This is a genomic window from Acinetobacter sp. YH12045, from assembly GCF_013419925.1.
GTDB lineage: Bacteria > Pseudomonadota > Gammaproteobacteria > Pseudomonadales > Moraxellaceae > Acinetobacter > Acinetobacter amyesii.
Map to the genome: position 1 here is coordinate 77,183 of NZ_VOZE01000003.1, position 22,814 is coordinate 99,996.

General features: G+C 40.1%; 21 protein-coding genes and 1 pseudogene. 11 read left to right on the forward strand and 11 right to left on the reverse strand.

Annotated elements, in window-relative coordinates:
- Positions 1-34: 34 nt before the first annotated feature.
- The 5 genes from FTU02_RS05440 to FTU02_RS05460 all read left to right on the forward strand — a co-directional run bounded on the left by FTU02_RS05440 (position 35) and on the right by FTU02_RS05460 (position 6,900).
- Positions 35-1,300 (forward strand): efflux RND transporter periplasmic adaptor subunit, encoded by a 1,266-nt coding sequence (locus FTU02_RS05440; protein ID WP_180156205.1) that lies wholly within the window; start codon positions 35-37, stop codon positions 1,298-1,300.
- A gap of 12 nt (positions 1,301-1,312) precedes the next feature.
- The gene (locus tag FTU02_RS05445; protein ID WP_111885287.1) at positions 1,313-4,492 is read left to right on the forward strand and encodes an efflux RND transporter permease subunit; all 3,180 of its coding nucleotides are present in this window, start codon (positions 1,313-1,315) and stop codon (positions 4,490-4,492) included.
- Positions 4,492-5,946: a multidrug efflux RND transporter AdeIJK outer membrane channel subunit AdeK gene (gene adeK, locus FTU02_RS05450; RefSeq protein ID WP_180021981.1), complete on the forward strand. Its 1,455-nt coding sequence runs from the start codon at positions 4,492-4,494 to the stop codon at positions 5,944-5,946. Before FTU02_RS05445 ends, adeK begins: the two co-directional genes overlap by 1 nt.
- Positions 5,947-6,096: 150 nt before the next feature.
- The gene (locus tag FTU02_RS05455) at positions 6,097-6,453 is read left to right on the forward strand and encodes a YbjQ family protein (RefSeq protein WP_180156207.1); all 357 of its coding nucleotides are present in this window, start codon (positions 6,097-6,099) and stop codon (positions 6,451-6,453) included.
- Positions 6,454-6,456: 3 nt separating this feature from the next.
- Positions 6,457-6,900, forward strand: coding sequence for a YbjQ family protein (locus FTU02_RS05460; protein WP_180156209.1), 444 nt, complete (start codon positions 6,457-6,459; stop codon positions 6,898-6,900).
- Positions 6,901-6,934: 34 nt separating this feature from the next.
- Here FTU02_RS05460 and FTU02_RS05465 read toward each other — a convergent pair whose 3' ends face one another.
- The 3 genes from FTU02_RS05465 to FTU02_RS05475 all read right to left on the reverse strand — a co-directional run bounded on the left by FTU02_RS05465 (position 6,935) and on the right by FTU02_RS05475 (position 9,548).
- Positions 6,935-7,951 (reverse strand): hypothetical protein, encoded by a 1,017-nt coding sequence (locus tag FTU02_RS05465; protein ID WP_180132969.1) that lies wholly within the window; start codon positions 7,949-7,951, stop codon positions 6,935-6,937.
- Positions 7,952-8,025: 74 nt separating this feature from the next.
- The gene (locus FTU02_RS05470) at positions 8,026-8,832 is read right to left on the reverse strand and encodes an SDR family oxidoreductase (protein WP_078191399.1); all 807 of its coding nucleotides are present in this window, start codon (positions 8,830-8,832) and stop codon (positions 8,026-8,028) included.
- Positions 8,833-8,876: 44 nt separating this feature from the next.
- Entirely contained in the window at positions 8,877-9,548 is a 672-nt protein-coding gene (locus FTU02_RS05475; protein WP_180156211.1) for a hypothetical protein, read from the reverse strand.
- Between the two features lie 184 nt (positions 9,549-9,732).
- Here FTU02_RS05475 and FTU02_RS05480 point away from each other — a divergent pair, with 184 nt between their 5' ends.
- The 5 genes from FTU02_RS05480 to FTU02_RS05500 are packed head-to-tail and all read left to right on the forward strand — an operon-like array spanning position 9,733 to position 15,408.
- Complete coding sequence (locus tag FTU02_RS05480) at positions 9,733-12,627, forward strand: valine--tRNA ligase (protein WP_180156214.1); 2,895 nt, start codon at positions 9,733-9,735, stop codon at positions 12,625-12,627.
- Between the two features lie 60 nt (positions 12,628-12,687).
- A complete protein-coding gene (locus FTU02_RS05485) occupies positions 12,688-12,933 on the forward strand; it encodes a hypothetical protein (protein WP_180156216.1) in 246 nt (81 codons plus the stop codon).
- Between the two features lie 2 nt (positions 12,934-12,935).
- Positions 12,936-13,511: a hypothetical protein gene (locus FTU02_RS05490; RefSeq protein ID WP_180156218.1), complete on the forward strand. Its 576-nt coding sequence runs from the start codon at positions 12,936-12,938 to the stop codon at positions 13,509-13,511.
- Complete coding sequence (locus FTU02_RS05495; protein ID WP_180156220.1) at positions 13,508-13,738, forward strand: ABC-three component system middle component 6; 231 nt, start codon at positions 13,508-13,510, stop codon at positions 13,736-13,738. Before FTU02_RS05490 ends, FTU02_RS05495 begins: the two co-directional genes overlap by 4 nt.
- Positions 13,726-15,408, forward strand: coding sequence for a DUF2326 domain-containing protein (locus tag FTU02_RS05500; RefSeq protein ID WP_180156222.1), 1,683 nt, complete (start codon positions 13,726-13,728; stop codon positions 15,406-15,408). The genes FTU02_RS05495 and FTU02_RS05500 overlap by 13 nt, the downstream gene beginning before the upstream one ends.
- 61 nt (positions 15,409-15,469) lie before the next feature.
- Here the strand turns inward: FTU02_RS05500 and FTU02_RS05505 are convergent, their stop codons facing one another.
- The 5 genes and pseudogenes from FTU02_RS05505 to def form a co-directional block, all read right to left on the reverse strand.
- Positions 15,470-16,510 (reverse strand): molecular chaperone DnaJ, encoded by a 1,041-nt coding sequence (locus FTU02_RS05505; RefSeq protein ID WP_180156224.1) that lies wholly within the window; start codon positions 16,508-16,510, stop codon positions 15,470-15,472.
- A gap of 120 nt (positions 16,511-16,630) precedes the next feature.
- Positions 16,631-17,092 (reverse strand): annotated as a pseudogene (locus FTU02_RS05510) (glutaminase); the annotation flags it as partial.
- Between the two features lie 64 nt (positions 17,093-17,156).
- Positions 17,157-17,609, reverse strand: a complete 453-nt coding sequence (locus FTU02_RS05515) for a hypothetical protein (RefSeq protein WP_180156228.1) — start codon at positions 17,607-17,609, stop codon at positions 17,157-17,159.
- An 18-nt stretch (positions 17,610-17,627) separates the two neighbouring features.
- Complete coding sequence (locus FTU02_RS05520; RefSeq protein ID WP_180156230.1) at positions 17,628-18,839, reverse strand: GGDEF domain-containing protein; 1,212 nt, start codon at positions 18,837-18,839, stop codon at positions 17,628-17,630.
- A 191-nt stretch (positions 18,840-19,030) separates the two neighbouring features.
- Positions 19,031-19,513, reverse strand: coding sequence for a peptide deformylase (gene def / locus FTU02_RS05525; RefSeq protein ID WP_180156232.1), 483 nt, complete (start codon positions 19,511-19,513; stop codon positions 19,031-19,033).
- A gap of 376 nt (positions 19,514-19,889) precedes the next feature.
- Between def and FTU02_RS05530 the strand changes: the two genes are divergently transcribed.
- On the forward strand, positions 19,890-21,170 hold the full coding sequence (locus FTU02_RS05530) for an MFS transporter (RefSeq protein WP_180156234.1): 1,281 nt from the start codon (positions 19,890-19,892) through the stop codon (positions 21,168-21,170).
- Between the two features lie 51 nt (positions 21,171-21,221).
- Here the strand turns inward: FTU02_RS05530 and FTU02_RS05535 are convergent, their stop codons facing one another.
- From FTU02_RS05535 to FTU02_RS05545, 3 genes are all read right to left on the reverse strand, one after another.
- Complete coding sequence (locus FTU02_RS05535) at positions 21,222-21,719, reverse strand: DUF2505 family protein (RefSeq protein ID WP_180109767.1); 498 nt, start codon at positions 21,717-21,719, stop codon at positions 21,222-21,224.
- A 223-nt stretch (positions 21,720-21,942) separates the two neighbouring features.
- Positions 21,943-22,179, reverse strand: a complete 237-nt coding sequence (locus FTU02_RS05540; protein ID WP_180156235.1) for a hypothetical protein — start codon at positions 22,177-22,179, stop codon at positions 21,943-21,945.
- Positions 22,180-22,275: 96 nt separating this feature from the next.
- On the reverse strand, positions 22,276-22,575 hold the full coding sequence (locus FTU02_RS05545; RefSeq protein ID WP_180023193.1) for a hypothetical protein: 300 nt from the start codon (positions 22,573-22,575) through the stop codon (positions 22,276-22,278).
- Between the last annotated feature and the right edge of the window lie 239 nt (positions 22,576-22,814).

Genomic DNA, 22,814 nt, shown 5'->3' on the forward strand with positions numbered 1-22,814 from the left:
ATAATTTAGATAAATATCTAATTGAGGTGGAACAATGATGTCTGCAAAGCTTTGGGCTCCCGCCCTGACTGCTTGCGCATTGGCAACAAGTATTGCACTTGTTGGTTGTAGCAAAGATCCTAAAGATGCACAGCAAGCTGCTGCTGCACAGCAAATGCCACCAACTGAAGTCGGTGTCATTGTTGCCCAACCGCAAAGCGTTGAACAATCTGTTGAACTTTCAGGCCGTACATCTGCCTATGAAATTTCAGAAGTACGTCCACAAACCAGTGGTGTAGTACTGAAACGTCTATTTGCAGAAGGTAGCTATGTTCGAGAAGGACAAGCCTTGTACGAGATCGACTCGCGTACAAACCGTGCTTCAGCTGACAGTGCTCGTGCTGCTTTAAGACGTCAACAAGCAAATTTAGGCGTGTTACGTGTTAAAGAAGGTCGCTACCGTCAGCTTGTTGGCTCAAATGCGATTTCAAAACAAGAATACGACGATATTGTTGCTCAAGTTAAACTGGCTGAAGCAGACGTTGCTGCATCTCAGGCAGAACTTAAAAATGCAGAAATTAATTTAGGTTATTCAACTGTACGTGCGCCAATTTCGGGTCAAACAAACCGTTCAACTGTGACTGCTGGTGCATTAGTTACTGCATCTCAAGCTGATCCATTGGTAACAATTCAACGTCTTGATCCAATGTACGTTGACATTAACCAATCAAGTGCTGAACTTCTTCGCTTACGTCAACAATTAAGCCAAGGCAACTTAGACAGCAGTAATAACACCAAAGTGAAATTACGTCTTGAAGATGGTAGCGAATACCCAATTGAAGGTCGTCTTGCATTTTCTGATGCGAGTGTAAACCCAGATACAGGTACGGTTACACTTCGTGCTGTTTTTTCTAACCCGAATCATTTATTACTTCCGGGTATGTTTGCCAATGCTCGCATCGTTCAAGGTGTGATTCCAAATGCTTACCTGATTCCACAAGCTGCCATTACGCGTACCCCTACAGGTCAAGCGATTGCAATGATTGTAAATGCAAAAGGTGCTGTTGAATCTCGTCCTGTAACCACTGTTGGTACGCAAGGTTCGAATTGGATCGTTACTCAAGGCTTAAACACTGGCGATAAAGTGATTGTTGACGGCATTGCGAAAGTTAAGCCAGAACAACAAGTTGTAGCCAAACCGTATCAACCTCAGGCTGCTGCACCTCAAGGTGCGCAACAACCTGCTGCAGCAAAGCCAGATGCTAAAGCCGCAGAACAAGCAGCGCCTAAAACTGAACAAAAAGCTACTTCAAACGCATAGGGAGTAGACTGAATGGCTCAATTCTTTATTCATCGCCCCATTTTTGCATGGGTGATTGCATTGGTGATTATGTTGGCGGGTGTACTCACGCTATCAAATATGCCAATTGCACAGTATCCGACCATTGCGCCGCCAACGGTTTCAATCTCTGCGACTTACCCTGGTGCATCTGCAGAAACAGTTGAAAACACCGTAACCCAAATCATTGAACAACAAATGAATGGTTTGGATGGCTTACGTTATATTTCGTCAAACAGTGCGGGTAACGGTCAGGCATCTATTACATTGAACTTTGAACAAGGGATCGATCCAGATATCGCCCAAGTTCAAGTCCAAAACAAACTCCAGTCTGCGACAGCGCTATTACCTGAAGATGTACAGCGTCAAGGTGTAAAAGTCACCAAATCTGGCGCAAGCTTCCTACAAGTTGTAGCATTCCACTCACCGTCGGGCAAGTTGACTGCGGACGACATTAAGGACTATGTAAACTCGAATATTTCTGAACCTCTCAGCCGTGTGGCAGGTGTAGGTGAAGTCCAAGTATTTGGTGGTTCTTATGCGATGCGTATTTGGCTAGATCCAGCCAAAATGGCAAACCTGAAAGTTACACCAAGTGATGTGGCTGCGGCTATCCGTACACAGAATGCTCAGGTTGCTGTTGGTCAGTTAGGCGGTGCGCCTGCAACTGAAGGTCAAGTACTGAACGCGACAGTTACAGCACAAAGTTTGTTGCAAACACCAGAGCAGTTTAAAAACATTTTCCTGCGTAACAGTAGTGATGGTGCTCAGGTACGTTTAGGTGATGTTGCACGTGTTGAATTAGGTGCTGACAACTATCAGTTCGACTCTAAGTTCAACAACAAACCTGCTGGTGGTGTAGCGATCAAACTAGCAACTGGTGCAAACGCATTAGATACAGCCGAAGCTGTTGAAGCACGTTTAAAAGAACTACGTCCAAACTACCCTGAAGGTTTAGAAGACACGCTTGCATTTGATACGACTCCATTCATTAAGTTATCGATTGAAAGTGTTGTACATACCCTTGTAGAAGCCGTGATTCTCGTATTCTTTGTGATGTTCTTATTCTTACAGAACTGGCGCGCAACGATTATTCCGACATTGGCTGTACCTGTAGTGGTATTGGGTACTTTTGCTGTCATTAACATGTTTGGTTTCTCGATCAACACACTCACCATGTTCGCGATGGTACTGGCGATTGGTCTCCTCGTGGATGATGCTATTGTTGTCGTAGAGAACGTTGAACGTGTCATGGTTGAAGATCATCTTGACCCAGTGACTGCAACTGAAATCTCAATGAAACAGATCTCGGGTGCCCTTATCGGTATTACCTCTGTGTTAACCGCTGTATTCGTGCCGATGGCATTCTTCGGTGGTACGACAGGTGTAATTTATCGTCAGTTCTCAATCACGCTGGTAACAGCAATGATTCTGTCATTGATTGTGGCATTGACCTTTACCCCTGCCCTATGTGCGACCATGTTGAAACAACATGATCCAAACAAACCAGAAAGCAACAATATCTTTGCCCGTTTCTTCCGTTGGTTTAACAGCTCTTTTGATAAAGTTGCGCATAAATACCAAGGCGGCGTGAACTTCATGACACACCACAAGATTTTCTCTGGTGTGATTTATGCAGTTGTAATCGGGTTATTAGTGCTTTTATTCCAAAAGTTACCATCATCATTCTTACCTGAAGAAGACCAAGGTGTTGTAATGACACTGGTACAGTTACCACCGAATGCCTCACTTGAGCGTACGGATAAAACTGTCACTGCAATGACCGATTACTTCCTGAAAAACGAAGAAAAATATGTCGATTCTGTATTCAGTGTTGCCGGTTTCTCGTTCACAGGTGTAGGTCAAAACGCAGGTCTTGCATTCATCAAGTTAAAAGATTGGGAAGACCGTACATCACCTGAATCTCAAGTGGGTGCGATTATTCAACGTGGTATGGCATTGAACATGATCGTGAAGGATGCTTCATACATCATGCCAATCCAATTACCAGCAATGCCTGAATTGGGTGTAACTGCCGGCTTCAACTTGCAGTTAAAAGCTTCTGCAGGTCAAACCCATCAACAACTTATCGATGCCCGTAATATGGTGCTCGGTATGGCTGCTCAAGATAAACGCCTCATGGGTGTTCGTCCTAACGGTCAAGAAGATACGCCACAGTACAAAATCACGATTGACCAAGCTCAAGCTGGTGCAATGGGTGTGAGTATTTCTGAGATTAACACCACAATGGGTATGGCATGGGGTGGTTCTTACATCAATGACTTCGTTGACCGTGGTCGTGTGAAGAAAGTCTATGTACAAGGTGAAGCTGCGGCACGTATGATGCCTGAAGACCTGAGCCAGTGGTATGTCCGTAACAACCAAGGCACAATGGTTCCATTCTCGACATTCGCTACTGGTGAATGGACTTATGGTTCACCGCGTCTTGAACGTTATAACGGTATCGCATCTGTGAACATTCAAGGTTCACCGGGTGTGGGTGTAAGTTCGGGCGATGCGATGAAAGCGATGGAAGAAATTGTACAAAAACTTCCTTCGATGGGCGTTCAAGGCTTTGACTATGAATGGACTGGTTTATCTCTAGAAGAACGTGAGTCTGGCGCACAAGCACCATTCCTATACGCACTTTCATTGTTAATCGTCTTCCTATGTCTTGCTGCCTTGTATGAAAGCTGGTCTATTCCGTTCTCAGTATTACTGGTTGTACCATTAGGTGTATTGGGTGCGTTATTACTGACTTTCCTTGGAATGGTGTTCTTCAAAAATCCAAACTTGGCGAATAACATTTACTTCCAGGTGGCTATTATTGCCGTCATTGGTTTGTCCGCGAAGAATGCGATCTTGATCGTAGAATTCGCCAAAGAACTTCAAGAAAAAGGTGAAGATCTGTTTGACGCAACATTGCATGCCGCTAAAATGCGTCTACGTCCAATTATCATGACCACTTTAGCCTTTGGTTTTGGTGTACTTCCGCTTGCACTTTCTTCGGGTGCAGGTGCAGGTAGTCAGCACTCCGTAGGTTATGGTGTATTGGGTGGCGTAATCAGTTCTACCCTACTTGGTATCTTCTTTATTCCTGTGTTCTATGTATGGATCCGAAGTATCTTTAAGTACAAACCAAAACAACAAAATAATCAGGAGCATTTATCGTGATGCAAAATGTATGGTCTATTGCAGGTCGTAGCATTGCGGTTTCTTCACTTGCGCTTGCTTTGGCTGCCTGCCAAAGCATGCGTGGTCCAGAGCCGGTTGTTCAGACCAATATCCCCGAAAGCTACACAGCAAGTGCTTCTGGTACTTCTGTTGCTGAACAAGGATATAAAGATTTCTTTGCTGACCAACGTCTGGTACAAGTTCTTGACTTAGCTTTAGCCAATAACCGTGACCTACGTACGGCTGCTTTAAATATTGAACGTGCACAGCAACAGTATCAAATCACTGCCAATGGTCAATTACCAACCATTGGTGCAAGTGGTAGTGTACTTCGTCAAGACACGTTGAATACACAAAAGCCTATCACCTCTTATAATGTCGGTTTAGGTGTCACTGCCTATGAACTTGATTTTTGGGGTCGTGTACGTAGCTTAAAAGACAATGCTTTGGACAGTTACCTTGCAACTGCAAGTGCCCGTGATGCAACACAAATTGCGTTGATCGGTCAAGTGGCTCAAGCATGGTTAAACTACGCGTATGCCAATTCGAACTTGAAGCTTGCGGATCAAACCTTAAAAGCTCAGCTTGAATCTTACAACCTCAACAAAAAGCGTTTTGATGTCGGTATTGACAGTGAAGTTCCTGTTCGTCAGGCTCAAATTTCTGTAGAAACTGCACGTAATGATGTTGCAAACTACAAGACTCAAATTGCTCAAGCGCAAAACTTATTGAACCTATTAGTGGGTCAACAAGTACCTGCGAACTTGCTGCCGAACCAACGTGTCAATCGAATTACTTCGACCAATACCATTGGTTCAGGTATTCCAAGTGACTTGTTGAACAACCGTCCAGATGTCCGTGCAGCTGAATATAAACTGTCTGCTGCCGGTGCGAACATTGGTGCAGCTAAAGCACGTCTGTTCCCTACGATTAGCCTGACAGGTTCTGCGGGTTATGCTTCAACGGACTTAGGTGATCTATTTAAATCAGGCAACTTTGTATGGTCTGCTGGCCCTAGCCTAGATATTCCAATCTTCGACTGGGGTACACGTCAGGCCAATATTAAAGTTTCTGAAACTGACCAGAAAATTGCATTGTCTGATTATGAAAAATCAGTTCAGTCAGCTTTCCGTGAAGTGAATGATGCGCTTGCAGTTCGCCAAAACATTGGTGACCGTATTGCAGCACAGCGCCGTTTAGTTGATGCAACCAATACAACTTACAAACTATCAAATGCCCGCTTCCGTGCTGGTATTGATAGCTACTTAACTGTACTGGATGCGCAGCGTGCATCTTATGCAGCTGAGCAAGGTTTGTTGTTGCTTGAACAAGCAAATCTCAACAACCAAGTTGAATTGTATAAAACACTTGGTGGTGGTATCAAAGCCAACACTTCTGATGCTGTGCAATACCAACCTTCTACTGCTGAGCGTAAAGCTGCATCAAAACAATAATTTGAGTTAGCCTAGCCCGTAATATTTGAAAAGCTCACTTCGGTGGGCTTTTTCATTTTTAGATCGGAGCTACAAAATAAAAATGAAGATATTGCTTTTTGCTAAAGAGTTTCCTATCTTCAATTCACCTTTTTATATTGATAACTAAAAATGCTTTTAAGTAATCTTGAATCTGTTCCGGGTCATACCATTACACAACAACTTGATGTCGTTTATGGCAGTACTGTCCGCAGTAAACATGTTGGTCGTGACTTTATGGCTGGCCTAAAAAATATCGTGGGTGGTGAACTTAAAGGTTATACAGAACTACTCGAAGAATCCCGTCAAGAAGCTATGAGCCGTATGATTGACAAAGCACGTGCCTTAGGCGCGAATGCGATCGTCGGTATCCGTTTTTCAACCTCAAATATTGCTCAAGGCGCCTCTGAATTATTTGTGTATGGCACGGCAGTTTGCGTAGAAGCCAACTCAGCAAAACTACCAGACCCATTTCCAACTCAGGACTAAGTCATGGATGCCTTTATTTTTAAAGTCCTGATCTTTGTGGTGCTCTTTTGTATTGGTTGGGGCTTTGGTCGCCATATCGAACAAAAACATCTCAAAGAACTCGAAGCTCAAGAAAAGCGATTGGCGCATATTCAAATAGACAACAACCGTTTTAAAACTACTGAACATTTCGGACAACTGATTTCAAGTAATGTAGTGATTTCACATGATTATTTTAAATATGTGATTGCCAATATTCAGAACTTCTTTGGCGGACGTTTAACCAGTTATGAAAGCATCGTCGATCGGGCACGTCGTGAAGCCGTGGTGCGTTTAAAGCAAGAAGCTGAAAAGATGGGCGCAACGCAAATTATGGGCCTGCGTTTAAGCACCACTGAGCTGGGTATGCAAGGCGGCATGGTCGAAGTCTTTGCGTATGGAACAGCAATTCAAAAGAGAGACATCTGATCTCTCTACTTCTCCCCTATTCATTTTTTACTATTTAATTTACTTTACACAATGTGTTTTCAAACTCTTCATAACTCACATTTTCATTGCGACAAACTTTAAAACAAACTTCATTAAATTTCTTTTCATCAATATTTGGATCATGATAACTAAATGCAACATCTCCAGCATAAGCACGTGCCAGATCTTGCACCACAATGTCAGCTTTACATCCATATAAAGTTGGACATGCCTCTAATGTTCCTTCGTAATACTCTTTACACTGAGTCGGTTCGACATCCACCTTATTGGGTTTTTGCATCGACACATTTAAACCATTTTCATTCATTAGAAGAAAATATTGAAGTTTTCTAAATGGTTTTAAGTCAATCTCGAGTCCCGAATGATTGATACGAGCCAATTGATCTTTGTAAGAATTATGATCATCTGAGATTAACTCTGCATTACCAGCTTTGTCGATTTTGATAAAGCTATAGTTGACAGGCATATATGCGCCACTCCCCTTATGTGCAATCACTTCGATCAAATGATCTTTCGCAATAAATGCTCCCGTAAATACAGTCGATTCAACACTGGTCAGCAACTTACCTTTCACTAAAACACAATATCCAAAACATTGATCTTTGAATCTAGCCTGATCGCCTTTAAAATCATCAACAGGATGAAATTCAGCTCGCCATTTAAAATCACCAATTTTATTCGAGCTATAAGGTAATTTATCAACATCTGAATCTTGAGGATTTTGACTGTAATACTCAGACTTCAATAATCCTTTTTCATCAAACAGTGCTTCGATCGGTAACCACCCCTCATTTGGTCCTCGCATAACAACTTCTGCACTCGCCGCTTCAACTTTAGGTTCAATCTCAACAGATTCAATAACTGGTTCTGATACAGTTCCTATTTCTTTTTCAGGCTTTTCGAGCGTTGACTTCTGCTCAATTTTTTGAGTTTTCTGTTTAAAATAAAAATATGCCACTGTACCGATTGCACCAATGATTGCGCACAAAATGATGGCTATTCCCCATTTGTTAAAATTATTCTTTTTCATTTCTTATAATCTCGTTACTCATTAAAAAAGTCACTGTTAAGAGTGACTTTTAAACTATTTAAACTTGATAAAATTTACTTCACTTTGGTTTTACGAATCATTTTATATAACGTTGTCGGTGATAATCGAGATACCCAAACACCGAGCTTTTCTTTAGAACCACCCACCACGATGTATTCTTCCCCACGTTGCAAAGATTGCACCACCGTTTCGGCAAACTCATTGGCTTCTAGACCATTTTCAATGGCTTCATCCTGATGCCCTTGTGGCTTGCCGGCACCATTGAGTGCATTAAATGAAACATTGGTTTTGACAAATCCGGGGAATATCACCGATACGCCCACCCCTTGATCCGCAACTTCCGCACGTAAACTGTTTGCCCACATATGAATAGCAGCTTTTGCAGCAGAATAGGTCGCGCGGTATTGTGTCCCTAATAAGCCTGCAACACTTGAAACAAAAGCAATTCGACCAGACTTTTGTGCTAAAAATGTCGGTAAAACGGTTTTGGTTAAATAGACTTGCGAAAAATAATCTACTTCCATGATGGCACGTTCAGTTTGCATAGTCGTATCCGTGATCAATGCACGCTGACTCAATCCCGCATTATTGATTAGCCAATCAATTCGGCCTTTATGCGCAAGGACTTGTTCATAAGCATGGCGAACTTGTTCTTCATTGGTAATGTCTGCACACACTGAAAGATGCTGATCTGGATGTAATAATGAAACACGGACTTTTTCCAACTCTTCAAAACGACGTGCGGTCAAAATAACCTGCGCCCCTTGCAAAGCACATTCTTTTGCTAAAGCTTCACCCAAACCTGAAGATGCCCCAGTAATCCATACCACTTTTCCGTTCAAATCATCACGTTTTGCCATTTTGACATCCTTTTAAATAACTAATTTATTCATTTATATATATTTTATGCTTTACGTAGTACAGGCTCATTGTTCAAAAACACCATAAAATGGTCAAAGTACTGACTCATCGATTGTGCATCATAAATTTTGCCGAGTTTATCAAAACGTTTATAACCGAGTTGCGTGGTGAGATTGATGACACCGGTTAAAGTTTTATCCACCACCATGTTAAATTTCAGCATTTTTTTCGGTTCTCGCACCAAATGCGTCACCCCGGCATCGACCACTTGTGTAAATGCCTTCAATGCGAGTGGGACATATTGATTCTGCCCTTCTTTCATTTGACTAACATAGGCAAGCAAGTCGGTGGCTAAAGAGGCATCGATCGGATAATGCATATAATGCTGACCATCTTCGCTGTAAAAACGTCCATATAAATAATTTACCATCGATACAAGGCGGTCATTGCTGAAAAAAGACACCGACCACGGCATATATTTACGGGTCGTTTCACGTATTTGCTGAATAATTTTTTCAGATTCATTGTCTCCAGACTTATTCATGCGCGCCATTTGGCCAAAAACTTGATCTAAAATTTCACATGCAATATCCGCTAAATTATCCCCTAAGGCTTTGGACTGACTTTCTGTTTCACCTGCATTGAGTTTTTGATGAATCGTCTCAAAACGTTGATATGTCGTAGGTTGAATCTTTAAAGAAATAGAATAAGTCATTTGATATTGCTCCTTTTATCTTAGTTTTGGGATCAATGGATACTTCTTATCTTAGGTCCTATCATACGGACTCTTTTATTTACTGCCAAATCCTAAAAGTTAACATTCGCCCAACATCCCTAATTCACCATTTTTTTTGCTACAATAGATCTAATTTTTTATCCACTTTTGATCTGTTTAGACTATGACTGATTCAGCGCAAAATATTGCTACGACCTACGATCCGACCGAGATCGAAAAAAAATGGTACAAGACTTGGGAAGAGAGAGGCTACTTCAAGCCATCTCAAAAAGGTGATTCATTCTGTATTATGATTCCGCCACCAAACGTCACTGGTAGCTTGCATATGGGTCATGGTTTCAACAATGCCATTATGGATGCGTTGACTCGTTATAACCGCATGTCTGGCAAAAACACTCTTTGGCAGCCGGGTACCGACCATGCAGGTATCGCAACGCAAATGGTTGTTGAACGTCAATTGGGTGCTGAAGGCATCAGCCGTCACGACCTAGGCCGTGAAAAGTTCATCGAAAAAGTGTGGGAATGGAAAGAACAATCTGGCGGGAACATTACCCGTCAAATTCGTCGTCTAGGCTCATCTGTAGACTGGTCACGTGAACGCTTCACCATGGACGAGGGTCTTTCTAACGCGGTTAAAGAAGTATTTGTTAAGCTACATGAAGAAGGCTTAATTTACCGTGGTAAACGCCTTGTAAACTGGGACCCTAAACTACAAACTGCCCTTTCTGACTTAGAAGTTGAGTCTGATAAAGAAGAAGCAGGTTCACTTTGGCACTTCAAATATTTCTTTGAAGATAAGTCACTTCGTACCCATGACGGCAAAGATCACATTGTTGTGGCGACAACACGTCCTGAAACATTGCTTGGCGATACAGCTGTTGCGGTTGCGCTTGATGATGAACGCTATGCAGCGCTTGTAGGCAAAAACATCATCCTACCTATTACAGGCCGTGCTGTTCCTATCGTAAAAGACGAATATGTAGACAAAGAATTTGGTACAGGCTGTGTGAAAATCACCCCTGCGCACGACTTCAATGACTATGAAGTGGGCAAACGCTGTGAACTTCCAATCATCAACATCTTCAACAAAAATGCTGAAGTGTTGGCTGAGTTTGAATACATCGCAAAAGCGGGCGAGCAAATTTCTAAAACCATTCCTGCACCTGCGGATTACATTGGTTTAGAACGTTTTGAAGCACGTAAAAAATTGGTTGCTCAAGCGGAAGCTGAAGGCTGGTTAGACCAAATTCAACCATATACCTTGAAGCCACCTCGCGGTGACCGTTCAGGTGTGATCGTTGAACCATTACTGACTGACCAATGGTATGTAAAAATTGCACCACTTGCTGAGCCTGCAATTAAAGCGGTTAAAGATGGCGAAATTAAATTCGTTCCTGAGCAATACAGCAACATGTACATGGCTTGGATGAACAACATTCAAGACTGGTGTATCTCACGTCAATTGTGGTGGGGTCACCGTATCCCAGCTTGGTACGATGCTGAAGGTAACGTATTTGTAGGTCGTGATGAAGCTGAAGTTCGTGCGAAAAACGGCATTGCACCTGAAGTTGAATTGAAACAAGACGAAGACGTGCTTGATACATGGTTCTCTTCTGGTCTTTGGACATTCTCAACTTTAGGTTGGACTGGCGACGCTGCGAAAGATAAAGAAAACTATTTCTTAAATACTTTCCACCCGACTGATGTACTGGTAACAGGTTTCGACATTATCTTCTTCTGGGTTGCCCGCATGATCATGATGACCATGCACTTCATGAAAAATGAAGATGGCACACCGCAAGTTCCGTTCAAAACAGTGTACGTTCACGGTTTGGTACGTGATGGCGAAGGTCAGAAGATGTCTAAATCTAAGGGCAACGTGCTTGACCCATTAGACTTGATTGACGGTGTTGATCTTGAAACTTTAGTACAAAAACGTACGACAGGTTTGATGAACCCGAAACAAGCAGCGAAGATTGAAAAATCAACCCGTAAAGAATTCCCTGAAGGTATTCAATCTTACGGCACGGACGCTGTACGTTTCACATTCTGTGCGCTTGCAAACACAGGTCGTGACATCAAGTTCGACATGAAACGTGTTGAAGGTTACCGTAACTTTGCTAACAAAATCTGGAACGCTACCCGTTTCGTGATGATGAACTGCGAAGAGCAAGTGATTGGTATCGATGCTCGTCAAGACCTTTGGGAATTGCCTGAACAGTGGATTGTTAGCCGTCTGCAAAAAGCGGAACAAGCGGTGCAAACAGCATTTGCGACTTACCGTTTAGACTTGGCTGCACAAGCGATTTACGAGTTCATTTGGAATGAATACTGTGACTGGTATGTAGAGCTGACTAAGCCTGTTCTAAATGATGAAAACGTATCAGTTGAGCGTAAAGCTGAAGTACGTCGTGTTCTTCTTGCTGTAATGGAAGCATCTTTACGTTTGGCTCATCCGTTGATGCCTTACCTAACAGAAGAAATTTGGCAAACGCTTGCGCCGAAACTGAACATTTCTGGCGAAACAATCATGTTGGCTCAGTACCCTGTTGCGGATGAAGCGAAAATCAACGAACAAGCTGAAGCAGATATGCAATGGCTGCAAGGTTTGATTGGTGCGGTACGTAATATTCGTGGTGAGATGGGTCTAGGTAATGCTCGCTTGTTGCCTGTTCTTCTTCAAAACACGACTGATGCTGAAAAAGCGCAAATCGCTCGTATTGAACCATTGTTTAAAGCATTGGCTAAAGTTGAAAGCATTACTTTCCTTTCAGATGCTGAACAACCACCATTGTCTTCTTCATCTGTCGTAGGTCACGTATCTGTATTTGTTCCAATGAAGGGCTTAATTGATCCTAAAGCGGAATTGGGTCGTCTACAAAAAGACTTAGACAAGGTTCAAAAACAGCATGACCAAATTGCGACTAAACTTTCTAACGAAGGTTTTGTGGCGAAAGCGCCTGCTGCTGTAGTTGAAGGCGAGAAAGTAAAACTTGCTGAGTTTGCTGACCAGTTAGCGAAGATTAAAGCGAATATGGAGCAGATTGCAGCGCTTTAATGTGTTGTTAAATATCTAAAAAATAAGCTAAAATCCCTTCATTATTGAGGGGATTTTTTTATGGATATAATAATTGCATTTGTAAAGTCAGACATAGGTATCACAATTGCTTGGATAGCTACTATTTTAAGTTTACTACTTACTATCTGGGCTATGCGGACTAAAAAAGCACTTACAATAGCCAATATGAGTTTAGAGAAAACGATTCAAACACTAACGCAAGAAGTTGATAATAATGAAATTAATCAAATTGGCAAAAACAATGCTTACGTAGAAAAAAATAAAGGTGGAATACACTTTAAATAAATATGAACCTACCTGCCCCACAAGAAAATATTAAAAATAAGGTAACTATCTCTAAACAGATAGGAAACACTTATTTCTCAACCAACCCTGAATTATTAATAGGTTCAGCTATTAATGAACTCTTAAATACGTTAACTAAAAAACCACGGACATTCCAAGCAAAAAGAAGAAGACCATCTGCAGATACAATTATTAAAATTGAATACAATAATCTGAAGGCACGTCAAAATATAGTTCAAACTTATCAAAATTACTCTCTACAAATTGAAGAATCTTTCATAGACATTGACCAGCAGATTATTAATGGTAAAACAATTATTCTAGAGAATCTTCAGAATCTATATTTTGAAGTATTAGATGAACTAGAAATTGATTATATATGTTCAGATGTAATTGATATTAATAAAATTAGAGAAAATTCAGATGATATTATTGATTATATCATTCTTAAACTAAAAAACTTATCAGTCGAATCTAATAACTGTAATTTAAATCACGAAGCTATCGATATCGGTATTAAAGTTGTCGTAGCACATGCGTTTATTGAATGCATTATTATGGAGAATCCTATTCCATGATTCCGGAAGTTGGTACAAATCCAGAAATTAACATACTAACTATTGGTGCTAAAATTTTAATTTATTTAAGTCAAAAAAATCAGTGTTGTACTATAGATAGTTTATTTGAATATTTTCAAAAAAACTTTAATCTTTCGCTAGACCACATCATTTTAAGTTTAGATTGGCTTTATATGATAAAAGCCATAAATATTAGAGAAAACCAGGTTTTTATATGCAAATCTTAAAATTAGTTATTTCTAAAAATGGCGAAACTATTAGGGAAATTCCTTTTAAAAAGGGTTTAAACCTTGTATTAAACAAATCAGAGAAATCAGCCAATACAGGCAATGGTGTTGGTAAAACCACATTATCCAAAGTAGTTGACTGCCTATTTCTTGGAAAGATTGAGCAGTTATATAGAGATTACGAATTCGGCACAGACAATATAGAAATTTTAGAATTTCTTAATAATAATGAAGTTTCAGCTACTTTATTCTATATAAATCAAAAAAAACAAAATATACAAATTTCAAGAATATTAAAAAATGAAAAAGACACATATTTCATTAATAACAACCGAACATCCAAAACAAATTATGAAAAATTCATAAAGTCAGAATTTTTTAGTATCGAGTCCCAAAAACCTACTTTGAGATCAATAATTTCAAAATTTATTAGAAACGATACGCATAAAATGCTACACACTTTGAAATTTCAAGATGCGTATACAAATGATGCACTTTTTTCAGAAGTTTTTTTATACTTATTTGGCTTCTCAAATACTCAACTATTATCAGAAAAAAAAGAAGCCTCTAATCTATTAAATAAAAGATCTAAAAATCTTGCTAGTGTTAAATATTTAGTAAAGGAACAAAATCCTAAATCAAATTTGACAAATCTATATGCTCAATCTAAAACTATAGAAGAACAAATCGTTACTTTTAGTTATGACCAAGATTCATCGAGTCCACTTAATGAATTAACTGAATTGCAAGTCAGAGAAAATAACTATAATACGGATATCTTACATATTGAACGTAAGATTGATAATATCGAAAAAACCATTCTAATTTTAAATGAGCATCCTAAAAATCAACTTTTAGAGGAATTAAATGATATCTATGCGTATGCAGGCATTGCTTTAGATAAAGCTCTACTTGATTTGTCCGAAGTCATAGACTTTCACAATAATCTACTTGATAAAAAACAAACATTTATCGGCAGAGAATTACCTATACTTAGAAATCGATTGCTCACACTTAACGAGAATATAGATCACATTCAATCTACTAAAAATACATTAATGCGAGAATTAACCTCAAATGAAAATCTTGAGTTATTGAGTAAAAAAATTAAGGAGCTATCTCAGCTACGTACTGAGATTGGAAAACTTGAGGGACTTATTGAACAGCAAATAAAGGCTGAAACAGATAAAAATTCTGCTGAAGTTAAACTTTATAAACTTAGTATTGAGGTTGCTAAGAGCTTTAATACTGTCGAAAACTTTATTAAAAAATTAAATATTGAATTTAGTAATAATTATTATTTTTTATATCATGAAAAAATTAGTTTAGATTATGAATATGATGAGAAAAAAGGTATTCTTAAATTATTCATTAATAATAATGCTAATCCAGAAGGTGGAAAGAAAAAAGCTGAAGTAATTTCTTTCGACCTAGCTTATATCACAATTTTAAATACTCTAAATATTCATAGACCTAATTTTATTTTTCATGACAGTATTGAAGATATCGATAAAAATCAAATTAAAAAAATATTTGAGTTAGCTCAAAAAATTGAAGGTTATGAAATCCTATCTATGCTTGCAGACAAAATAGATAATGATACTTTTGAAAAGTATAAAGACTGTGTAATTCTTGAGTTATCCGAAAATGAAAAATTTTTCAAAATTTAGTAATGAAGTTCCCTCTCCTCCTAGGAGATGAGCAGCACTGCTGCGTAAAGGAGAGGTGCTTTTATAAAACCCCATTCCCCAACAATACTTCCAACCCTTTTACCCTCTCCATATATTTCAGTCGTTCTTTTTCCCACTTCACTTGCTCTTTCAGCACTGAAACATCGCCATCAATCACCTTATATACATCTTTCACCTGCATATTTTTAGGCTTCGGCTTTTCACTCCAGTGGAAACTATCCGTGATGTCATCAATCTGACTTGCAAGGCGTTGGCTTTGTGCCTCAAGCGCCATTTTATAAAACTTTAAATGTTCATCGGTTAAGGCTTTAGGGCTTTTGCCTTGATTGGTCTCAAGCTGTAATTGCAACTTTAATAAATAAAACAAATCCTGTGCTTCATGGGCTTGGTTCACCACTTGCTGCAATTCGGTTTTTTCAGCTTTTTTAGTTTCATCAGGTTCGCGGTCTGGGTGAATCATGGCGGTAATTTTTAAATACACGGTTTTCAGTGATTGGTTCACTAACTTTTCAGCTTGCTCGCGTTTTTGCGCTAAGCGTCTGCGCTGATGCTCTTCTTTCTCACGTTGATATTGTTCGCTGTCCCACGCTTCATAAGACTCATTTTGTTCTGTAGTTTCTTGTTCTATATCAACATGACCTTCTACTTTGCTCTGTTCAGTTTGGGCTGACTTGGCCTTTTTATTTGGCTTTTGATTATGCGCATGGTGCTGCTGATAAAAGGCATCTACCTCTGCGACTTTTTCAAGTTCTGCTGTATTTAAATAGTTGGATTTTTTCAGTTGCTTTGCCAATTTCGTGAGTTTGGCATCGAGCTGTGCTACATCCGCTTTGGCAAAGTCTTCTTGCTGTAGATGCAGCCAAAGCTGTGCAAGCTGACGGTAGTACACCGCATGCAAATCACGATAAATCGGCACAAGTTTTAACTGAATATAACTCTGAATCTCACTTTTTGCATTTTGCCAAAGCGCTAAATCCAGCTTTTGCTGTTCGATTTGCTCAATCAGTTTATTCAGCTTTTTATGCTGTGGGGATAAAGCGTCAACACTCGGGAGTAAACTGACTTTTAACTCAAAAGACATAAGCAAATTTAACGCAAAAAGAAAATTATAGCCGATCTAAGCACTAAACTTATGAGCAGCTTGTATGAATCAACAATGGATTTTTATCAATTAACCATCAAACTGCTGTAAATATTGACTCAACTCTTCTCGAACAACCACCTCATGCCCTGCCAGTTCACTTAAAAATTCGCGGAGTTTTTCAGCTCGGGTGCTGTGTTCGTCATGCGGTAAAAGTGAATGTGTGATGATTGCCCCCGAATTGATCATCGGGTTTTTCGGGGTATTGCTTTGTGGATCGAGCGCAATTTGATTGAATGCCTCTCCCGATGGCTCGACACCGACCTTTTGTAAAACGCTGTCCAAGCCAAGATGACGAATCGCTAAGGCATAAGCAAAAGGTTTAGACATCGACTGTATGGTGAACTCGACTTCGTCATCACCCGAGGAATAAATCGTGCCATCTACGGTAGACAGTGCCAAAGCCAGTCTATTTGGATTGGCGTTAGCTAACTCAGGAATATAATCTGCCAAAGCTCCGTGCTGATTGGCATCGCAGGCATTGAGGACATGCTGTAAATAATCTGGAACAGGCGTTTTCATAAGGGTTATTTTTTGTTGTGCGCTTTTTTATTTATAACAAATTGAACTCCATCTGTATAAGTCCTTATGGTGAAGACGCGTTCTGAGCTAAAACCTGTATGTGCTGTAGGTTTAAATGGTGCATCATTTCTCGAATAAAAACGAAATAACTGAGTTGAATGATTGCCTGCTCACCTAATAGATTTTGATAATATTCGGTATGTTCAATCATTTCATTAAAGCCATGTTCTAAGCTTTGTCGGTCAATGCGGGTCTCATGTTCAAAAAAGGTCTGCGACAATATATGCAGCATCGCATCATTCGACTGAGCATAACGCTGCGTCTGATAATCGAGCTGTAATCGTTCTAAAATTTCTTCAATTTCATAGATCAAATATTCAATTGCCAAAGCATCGAAGCGCTGATGTCGGACACATTTTTGTACCAAAGCCACTAAGCCATGATCAAAATGAATATTCTGTTGCTCGGTCTGAAAGTCGAGCTGCGCTAATCCGATCTGAAATTGTAATTGCTGCATCGCTATCGTTTAAATTATTTAATCTTCTGCCAAGTTTAACTCACGAAAGCTACGCACTTGGTTACGTCCTTGTTGCTTTGCCATGTACAGCGCTTGATCGGCCATACGCGTGACCACAGCAGACGGTGTCCCCTCGATCGCATTTGCTACACCAAAACTTGCACTAATCTTCAACATTTGATGGTTGGCTATCATAGTTTCAGCTTCAGAAATGGCCAATCGACAGCGTTCAGCGACCTCTATCGCCTGCTCTAAACTCTGATTTTTTAAAATTAAAATAAATTCTTCACCGCCATAACGCCCAACCACATCTTGTACACGAGTATTGTCATTTAAAATTTGAGCAACACGTTGTAAAACGGCATCTCCTGCATCATGTCCATATTGGTCATTGATCAATTTAAAATGGTCGAGATCAAGCAAAACCACTGCAAATTCAGGCCGTGTCTGTTTGCTGAGCGTATCAAGTTCATGACTGACATAACGACGGTTAAACACATTGGTCAGGCCATCGACACGGCTGAGGACTTCCATCTTTTGTTCACGGTGTCGCCACTGTAAAAGCAAAATCTGAAAAAATACTGCACTGACGATCAATATGGGCAAATACAACTCCGCCATACTCATGAGCCAAAAGGCGTTGTCGTAAAACTCACTCTGTTTTAAAGCTGGGCTGAAAATCGGTGCATATTCTAGATGGTCAATCGAAGTTTGATAGCAAATGTAGCCAATAAACAGTGTGATCGGAAATGTAATACTGAGCATAATCGCAGGACGATAAAAAACCAAACCGACCATCAGCAGATTGACCGTCCCCGCCATAGTGGCAGGACTATAGATCCCGATCATATAGCCACCATAGATCATGCCGATCCCAAACAGGACGGGCGCAAAATAGCTAAAAAACAGTCTAAAATTTAAATATTTTTTGAAATAAAGACTGAGTACTGCCAATACGCCATAACTGAGTAGGACTATACAAGCGACGATGATCCTGAACTTGAGTTCACTCGGATTAAACCAAATCCGATTGGTCGAATAATAAAAATTCATGATGCACCACTTCAACACGCTGACTTGACTCAGCATGCCAAAGATGAGGAGTAAACGTCCTTTATCATAGTCAGACCAATTGATGATGAGATAGTCGGATTCAAATAAAAGATGCTTCAACTTACGCCATTGTACGCCCCATTTCGTACAGACAGCATTGCCCCAATTTTTCCCCATTAATCTTCTTTTTTATTTTATTATTTCGCTAGTTATACAAGGTTTTAGCTTCAAAAAGAAAGTCTATTTTCACAGATGAGCATGCAACCTTTAAAGCCTTTAAACTTCAATTGCACCACTATTCAAATTACTTTTCCGCTATTTTTTTTAGCTCAATTGGTTACTTTTATATTTTTGGAATAGCACGGTTTTTATTCTAAACGCTCGGTGAATAAGATCCCATTCAGATGATCGACCTCATGTTGTACGATCCGTGCGGGAAAGCCATTCAGGGTTTTCTCTTTGACTTCACCTTGAAGGGTCAAATATCGCACGTGAATTTGCTCGGCTCTCGGGACTTGTCCTCGTGCATTCGGCACACTTAAGCAGCCTTCTTCACCCAAAACCGTGGTCGTAGATCGAGATGTAATCACTGGATTGACCATCACGATCGCCTCCATTTCAGGCGCATCGGGATAGCGTAAATTTGCACGTGAAGCCACGATAATCACCCGCTTTGAAACATAAATTTGCGGCACGGCAATGCCTACGCCTTGACGCTCAAGCATAGTGGCATGCAGTGTTTCACTTAGTGCAGTTAACCATGCAGAACCTATTTCAGATGCTTGTACCTCTGCGGCAGTTAGCGTCAAAATTGCTTCACCACGCTGTGCAACAACATCAACATAACTCATGTTTTTATCCTTTTAAGTCTAGCGGGCTTAAATCACGTAAAAAAACAACCACACGATATGTATAATTATCGGTTCTGAGTATAAAACAACAGCGTGCTATGGCTTTGAATCTTTTGTGGTTTATATAGAGCACAAAGTAAAATAGTAGATCACACTACCCTATACCATTGATATTTATCATTTATACATCAAGGTACACTATTATCTATTACCAATCATTCTTTTAGTTAATGCGACTTTATCTATATTATTTTGTTCTTAATTAATAATTTTTTCATAACTATAAGTTTTTAATAAGGCAACAAAGTTTGATTATTCAATAAAAATTTGAATCACTAAAATCGTCAAATGCTATTTGCTGCTGGAAAATATTTGCATGGAAGCTCAGCCACGCCTGACTCGTCAAGATAAACGCACCCTCGGACTGTCATCCCTCGGTGGCGCACTTGAGTTTTATGACTTTGTCATTTATGTGTTCTACGCCAAAATTATTTCGGAACTGTTTTTCCCCACTGGACTCAGTCCATTTTGGGCGATGCTGAATACTTACGGTATTTTTGCAGCAGGATATTTTTTCCGCCCATTGGGTGGTGTCGTAATGGCGCATTTTGGCGATTTGATTGGTCGTAAGCGTTTATTTAGTTTGTCTATTTTACTCATGGCTTTGCCTACGCTGATGATCGGTGTGATGCCGACTTTTGAAAGTATTGGTTATGCAGCACCACTTTTGCTCCTACTGATGCGTGTGATTCAAGGCATCGCGATTGGTGGTGAAATCCCTGCGGCATGGACTTTTGTTTCAGAGCATGTGCCTGAGCAAAAAATTGGTATCGCCAACGGCCTACTCACTGCCGGCTTATCTTTGGGTATCCTATTGGGCGCACTGATGTCTTTGTTTATTTCATTACAATTTACAGAGTCAGAAATCCATGATTGGGCATGGCGGATTCCATTTATTTTAGGCGGGATCTTTGGCTTTGTTGCGCTCTATCTCCGCAGTTATTTAAAAGAAACGCCTGTATTTAAAGCCATGCAAGAAAAGAAACAATTGGCTAAAGAGCTTCCAGTGAAACAAGTACTGCAACAGCACAAAACAGGCGTTGTGATTGGTATGCTGTTTACATGGTTCTTAACTGGCTGCGTTGTTGTGCTGATTTTAGCGATGCCAAATTTACTCACGAGCGCCTTTGGTTTTGAACGTGCCGATGCCTTTAAAATGCAAAGTGCCGCTATTGTGATGCAAATGGTCGGTTGTATCTTGGCAGGTCTTTTGGCAGATCGCTTCGGTGCGGGTAAAGTGATGCTATTCGGTTCCCTCCTTGTTGCGATAATTGCGGGAGTGTTCTATAACAGCTTGGGCCATGTGGCAGCATCGACCGTGTTTGCGCTCTATATGCTGCTCGGTTTGGCATCAGGCACGGTTGGTATGGTGTCTTATAGTATGGTGAAAATGTTCCCTGCACAGATTCGTTTCTCGGGCATTTCATTTTCATACAATTTGGCTTATGCCATCGCGGGTGGTATCACCTTGCCATTGGTTCAATGGTTGAGTTTATACAGCAACATTGGCGCCATGTATTATATATGGAGCGTCTGTTTGGTGACCTTCTTTACTGCGATGCTCTATCGTCAACGTTTTGAAAAAACTTCGCACTAAAAATAAAAAAGCGGTCAATGACCGCTTTTTTTAACTTGCTTTCAAATCAATTCAGGCTTTTAAATTTTTACGCAATTCATCTTCTACAATTTCAATCTCAAGCTGACTAAAACGACGAATTTCACCTTCTGCATGTTTTTCAAGTAATCCACCAAGCAGTGGAACTTTGACTTTCACCGTCCAGTCCAAATTGAAACTCACTTGTGTTGCATCACCACTGACACTTCGTTTACAACTGGCTTCGAGCGGTAGGTTCGGATCTAGTTTGACGTCAGAGGTTAATGCCGCCAAATTACTAATATCCGTACGTTTCAGACGAAACGCATCTTTTAAAAACTTCTTGGCAATATCTGGAATATTTACATCCAAGTTATAGGCACGTTTTAAGGTATACATATCACCTGTTTTTTTTGATTCTAAAATTTCTAGATTTTCACCCGGTATGCGTTTGCACACCGCTTCATGCAAGCTGATATCTGCGGCTAGTCGTTTAAAATCTTCAAGTGAAACGCCATGAATTGTGGCATTGACGGTAAATTGATGTGCCATTCTCGTAATCCTTCAGGTCAATATTGGTTTTATTGTTTTATTTCGCCCAGTCTACAGTTGCTAAAACTGTGTTTTGGATTAAATCGGAAAGCGCTGTGGCTGTCATTGACCTGAAACCAAGCTAAAAAAACAGAATTGCCATACTGCAACTCAGAGGGACTCTGCCTTAAATACTTTTTTGAAAGATTTGCCCATGCTGATTTTTCAACTCAAGCTGAAATTCCTAGCCCGCATCAATTTTTAAATACATCCCTGCATAAGACAACTTTGCGTACCAATGACCGAAGTCGAGGCTAAAAATATCAAAGCTGGCTTGTTCAGGAAGCTGTTGCATTGGTTTTGCATGTATCAAACCGCTAGGTTCATAAGACGTGCAGTGCGAGCCATAATGATGAAAAAGTTCGAAACATAGCTGATTGAAAATTTTAAATGATGAATTTTTTGGGTCAAGTTGCGTCATAGCTTTAATAGCTTCCCTTATCTATTCAACTCTTCTTGCGCTTTTTTTATCTTTATAAAACGAGTCTTTGTGGTACTGATTTAAAATTTTTTTTAGTTAATTTAACAGCATGCTATGCACCACACCATCCCGATCACGGTGTACCAGTTTGATCGGTTGTGAATAATCGATCAAGATGCTTTGGTGTTTATAACTGATCTGGATGCCGTATTCATCTGCACCATCATCCAAACCACTGATGCTACATTGCGTCCCTTGTGGAAATGCCTTGAGCCATTCAGCGTTATACACATCTGCTATTTGCTCAAACTGAAAAAAGCTCGCCTTTTGCTGCAGTAGAACCGTAGCTTGTCGGTCAAAACGCAGTTGCTGCTCAAGTTGAAAGTCGATAATCATGACTCTGCACGCTCTTTACTTATTCATCGGGATCGGATCATCGGCTATTAAAATCAAGCTTCGCAGACACCCAATTTTGCTTATAAATTCACAGAGGATTTTATGACATGTCTTAGACTCAAATGAACACAGCCACATTTCTTAAGGCATAAAAAAGGCACTTCTCATCGGGGTGAAGCCCGATTATGAAATGCCCTTTATGGTTACATAAGTAAATATATTTTTATAAATTGTCAAAT

Excerpts from the sequence above, each read along its gene's own strand:
- FTU02_RS05475 (WP_180156211.1), bottom strand. The coding sequence starts at position 9,548 with ATGACTTATTCTATTTCTTTAAAGATTCAACCTACGACATATCAACGT.
- adeK (WP_180021981.1), top strand. The coding sequence starts at position 4,492 with ATGCAAAATGTATGGTCTATTGCAGGTCGTAGCATTGCGGTTTCTTCA.
- FTU02_RS05440 (WP_180156205.1), top strand. The coding sequence starts at position 35 with ATGATGTCTGCAAAGCTTTGGGCTCCCGCCCTGACTGCTTGCGCATTG.
- FTU02_RS05535 (WP_180109767.1), bottom strand. The coding sequence starts at position 21,719 with ATGGCACATCAATTTACCGTCAATGCCACAATTCATGGCGTTTCACTT.
- FTU02_RS05460 (WP_180156209.1), top strand. The coding sequence starts at position 6,457 with ATGGATGCCTTTATTTTTAAAGTCCTGATCTTTGTGGTGCTCTTTTGT.
- FTU02_RS05445 (WP_111885287.1), top strand. The coding sequence starts at position 1,313 with ATGGCTCAATTCTTTATTCATCGCCCCATTTTTGCATGGGTGATTGCA.
- def (WP_180156232.1), bottom strand. The coding sequence starts at position 19,513 with ATGAGTTATGTTGATGTTGTTGCACAGCGTGGTGAAGCAATTTTGACG.
- FTU02_RS05465 (WP_180132969.1), bottom strand. The coding sequence starts at position 7,951 with ATGAAAAAGAATAATTTTAACAAATGGGGAATAGCCATCATTTTGTGC.
- FTU02_RS05540 (WP_180156235.1), bottom strand. The coding sequence starts at position 22,179 with ATGACGCAACTTGACCCAAAAAATTCATCATTTAAAATTTTCAATCAG.
- FTU02_RS05520 (WP_180156230.1), bottom strand. The coding sequence starts at position 18,839 with ATGGGGAAAAATTGGGGCAATGCTGTCTGTACGAAATGGGGCGTACAA.
- FTU02_RS05500 (WP_180156222.1), top strand. The coding sequence starts at position 13,726 with ATGCAAATCTTAAAATTAGTTATTTCTAAAAATGGCGAAACTATTAGG.
- FTU02_RS05480 (WP_180156214.1), top strand. The coding sequence starts at position 9,733 with ATGACTGATTCAGCGCAAAATATTGCTACGACCTACGATCCGACCGAG.
- FTU02_RS05530 (WP_180156234.1), top strand. The coding sequence starts at position 19,890 with ATGGAAGCTCAGCCACGCCTGACTCGTCAAGATAAACGCACCCTCGGA.
- FTU02_RS05490 (WP_180156218.1), top strand. The coding sequence starts at position 12,936 with ATGAACCTACCTGCCCCACAAGAAAATATTAAAAATAAGGTAACTATC.
- FTU02_RS05515 (WP_180156228.1), bottom strand. The coding sequence starts at position 17,609 with ATGCAGCAATTACAATTTCAGATCGGATTAGCGCAGCTCGACTTTCAG.
- FTU02_RS05455 (WP_180156207.1), top strand. The coding sequence starts at position 6,097 with ATGCTTTTAAGTAATCTTGAATCTGTTCCGGGTCATACCATTACACAA.
- FTU02_RS05485 (WP_180156216.1), top strand. The coding sequence starts at position 12,688 with ATGGATATAATAATTGCATTTGTAAAGTCAGACATAGGTATCACAATT.
- FTU02_RS05545 (WP_180023193.1), bottom strand. The coding sequence starts at position 22,575 with ATGATTATCGACTTTCAACTTGAGCAGCAACTGCGTTTTGACCGACAA.
- FTU02_RS05505 (WP_180156224.1), bottom strand. The coding sequence starts at position 16,510 with ATGTCTTTTGAGTTAAAAGTCAGTTTACTCCCGAGTGTTGACGCTTTA.
- FTU02_RS05470 (WP_078191399.1), bottom strand. The coding sequence starts at position 8,832 with ATGGCAAAACGTGATGATTTGAACGGAAAAGTGGTATGGATTACTGGG.
- FTU02_RS05495 (WP_180156220.1), top strand. The coding sequence starts at position 13,508 with ATGATTCCGGAAGTTGGTACAAATCCAGAAATTAACATACTAACTATT.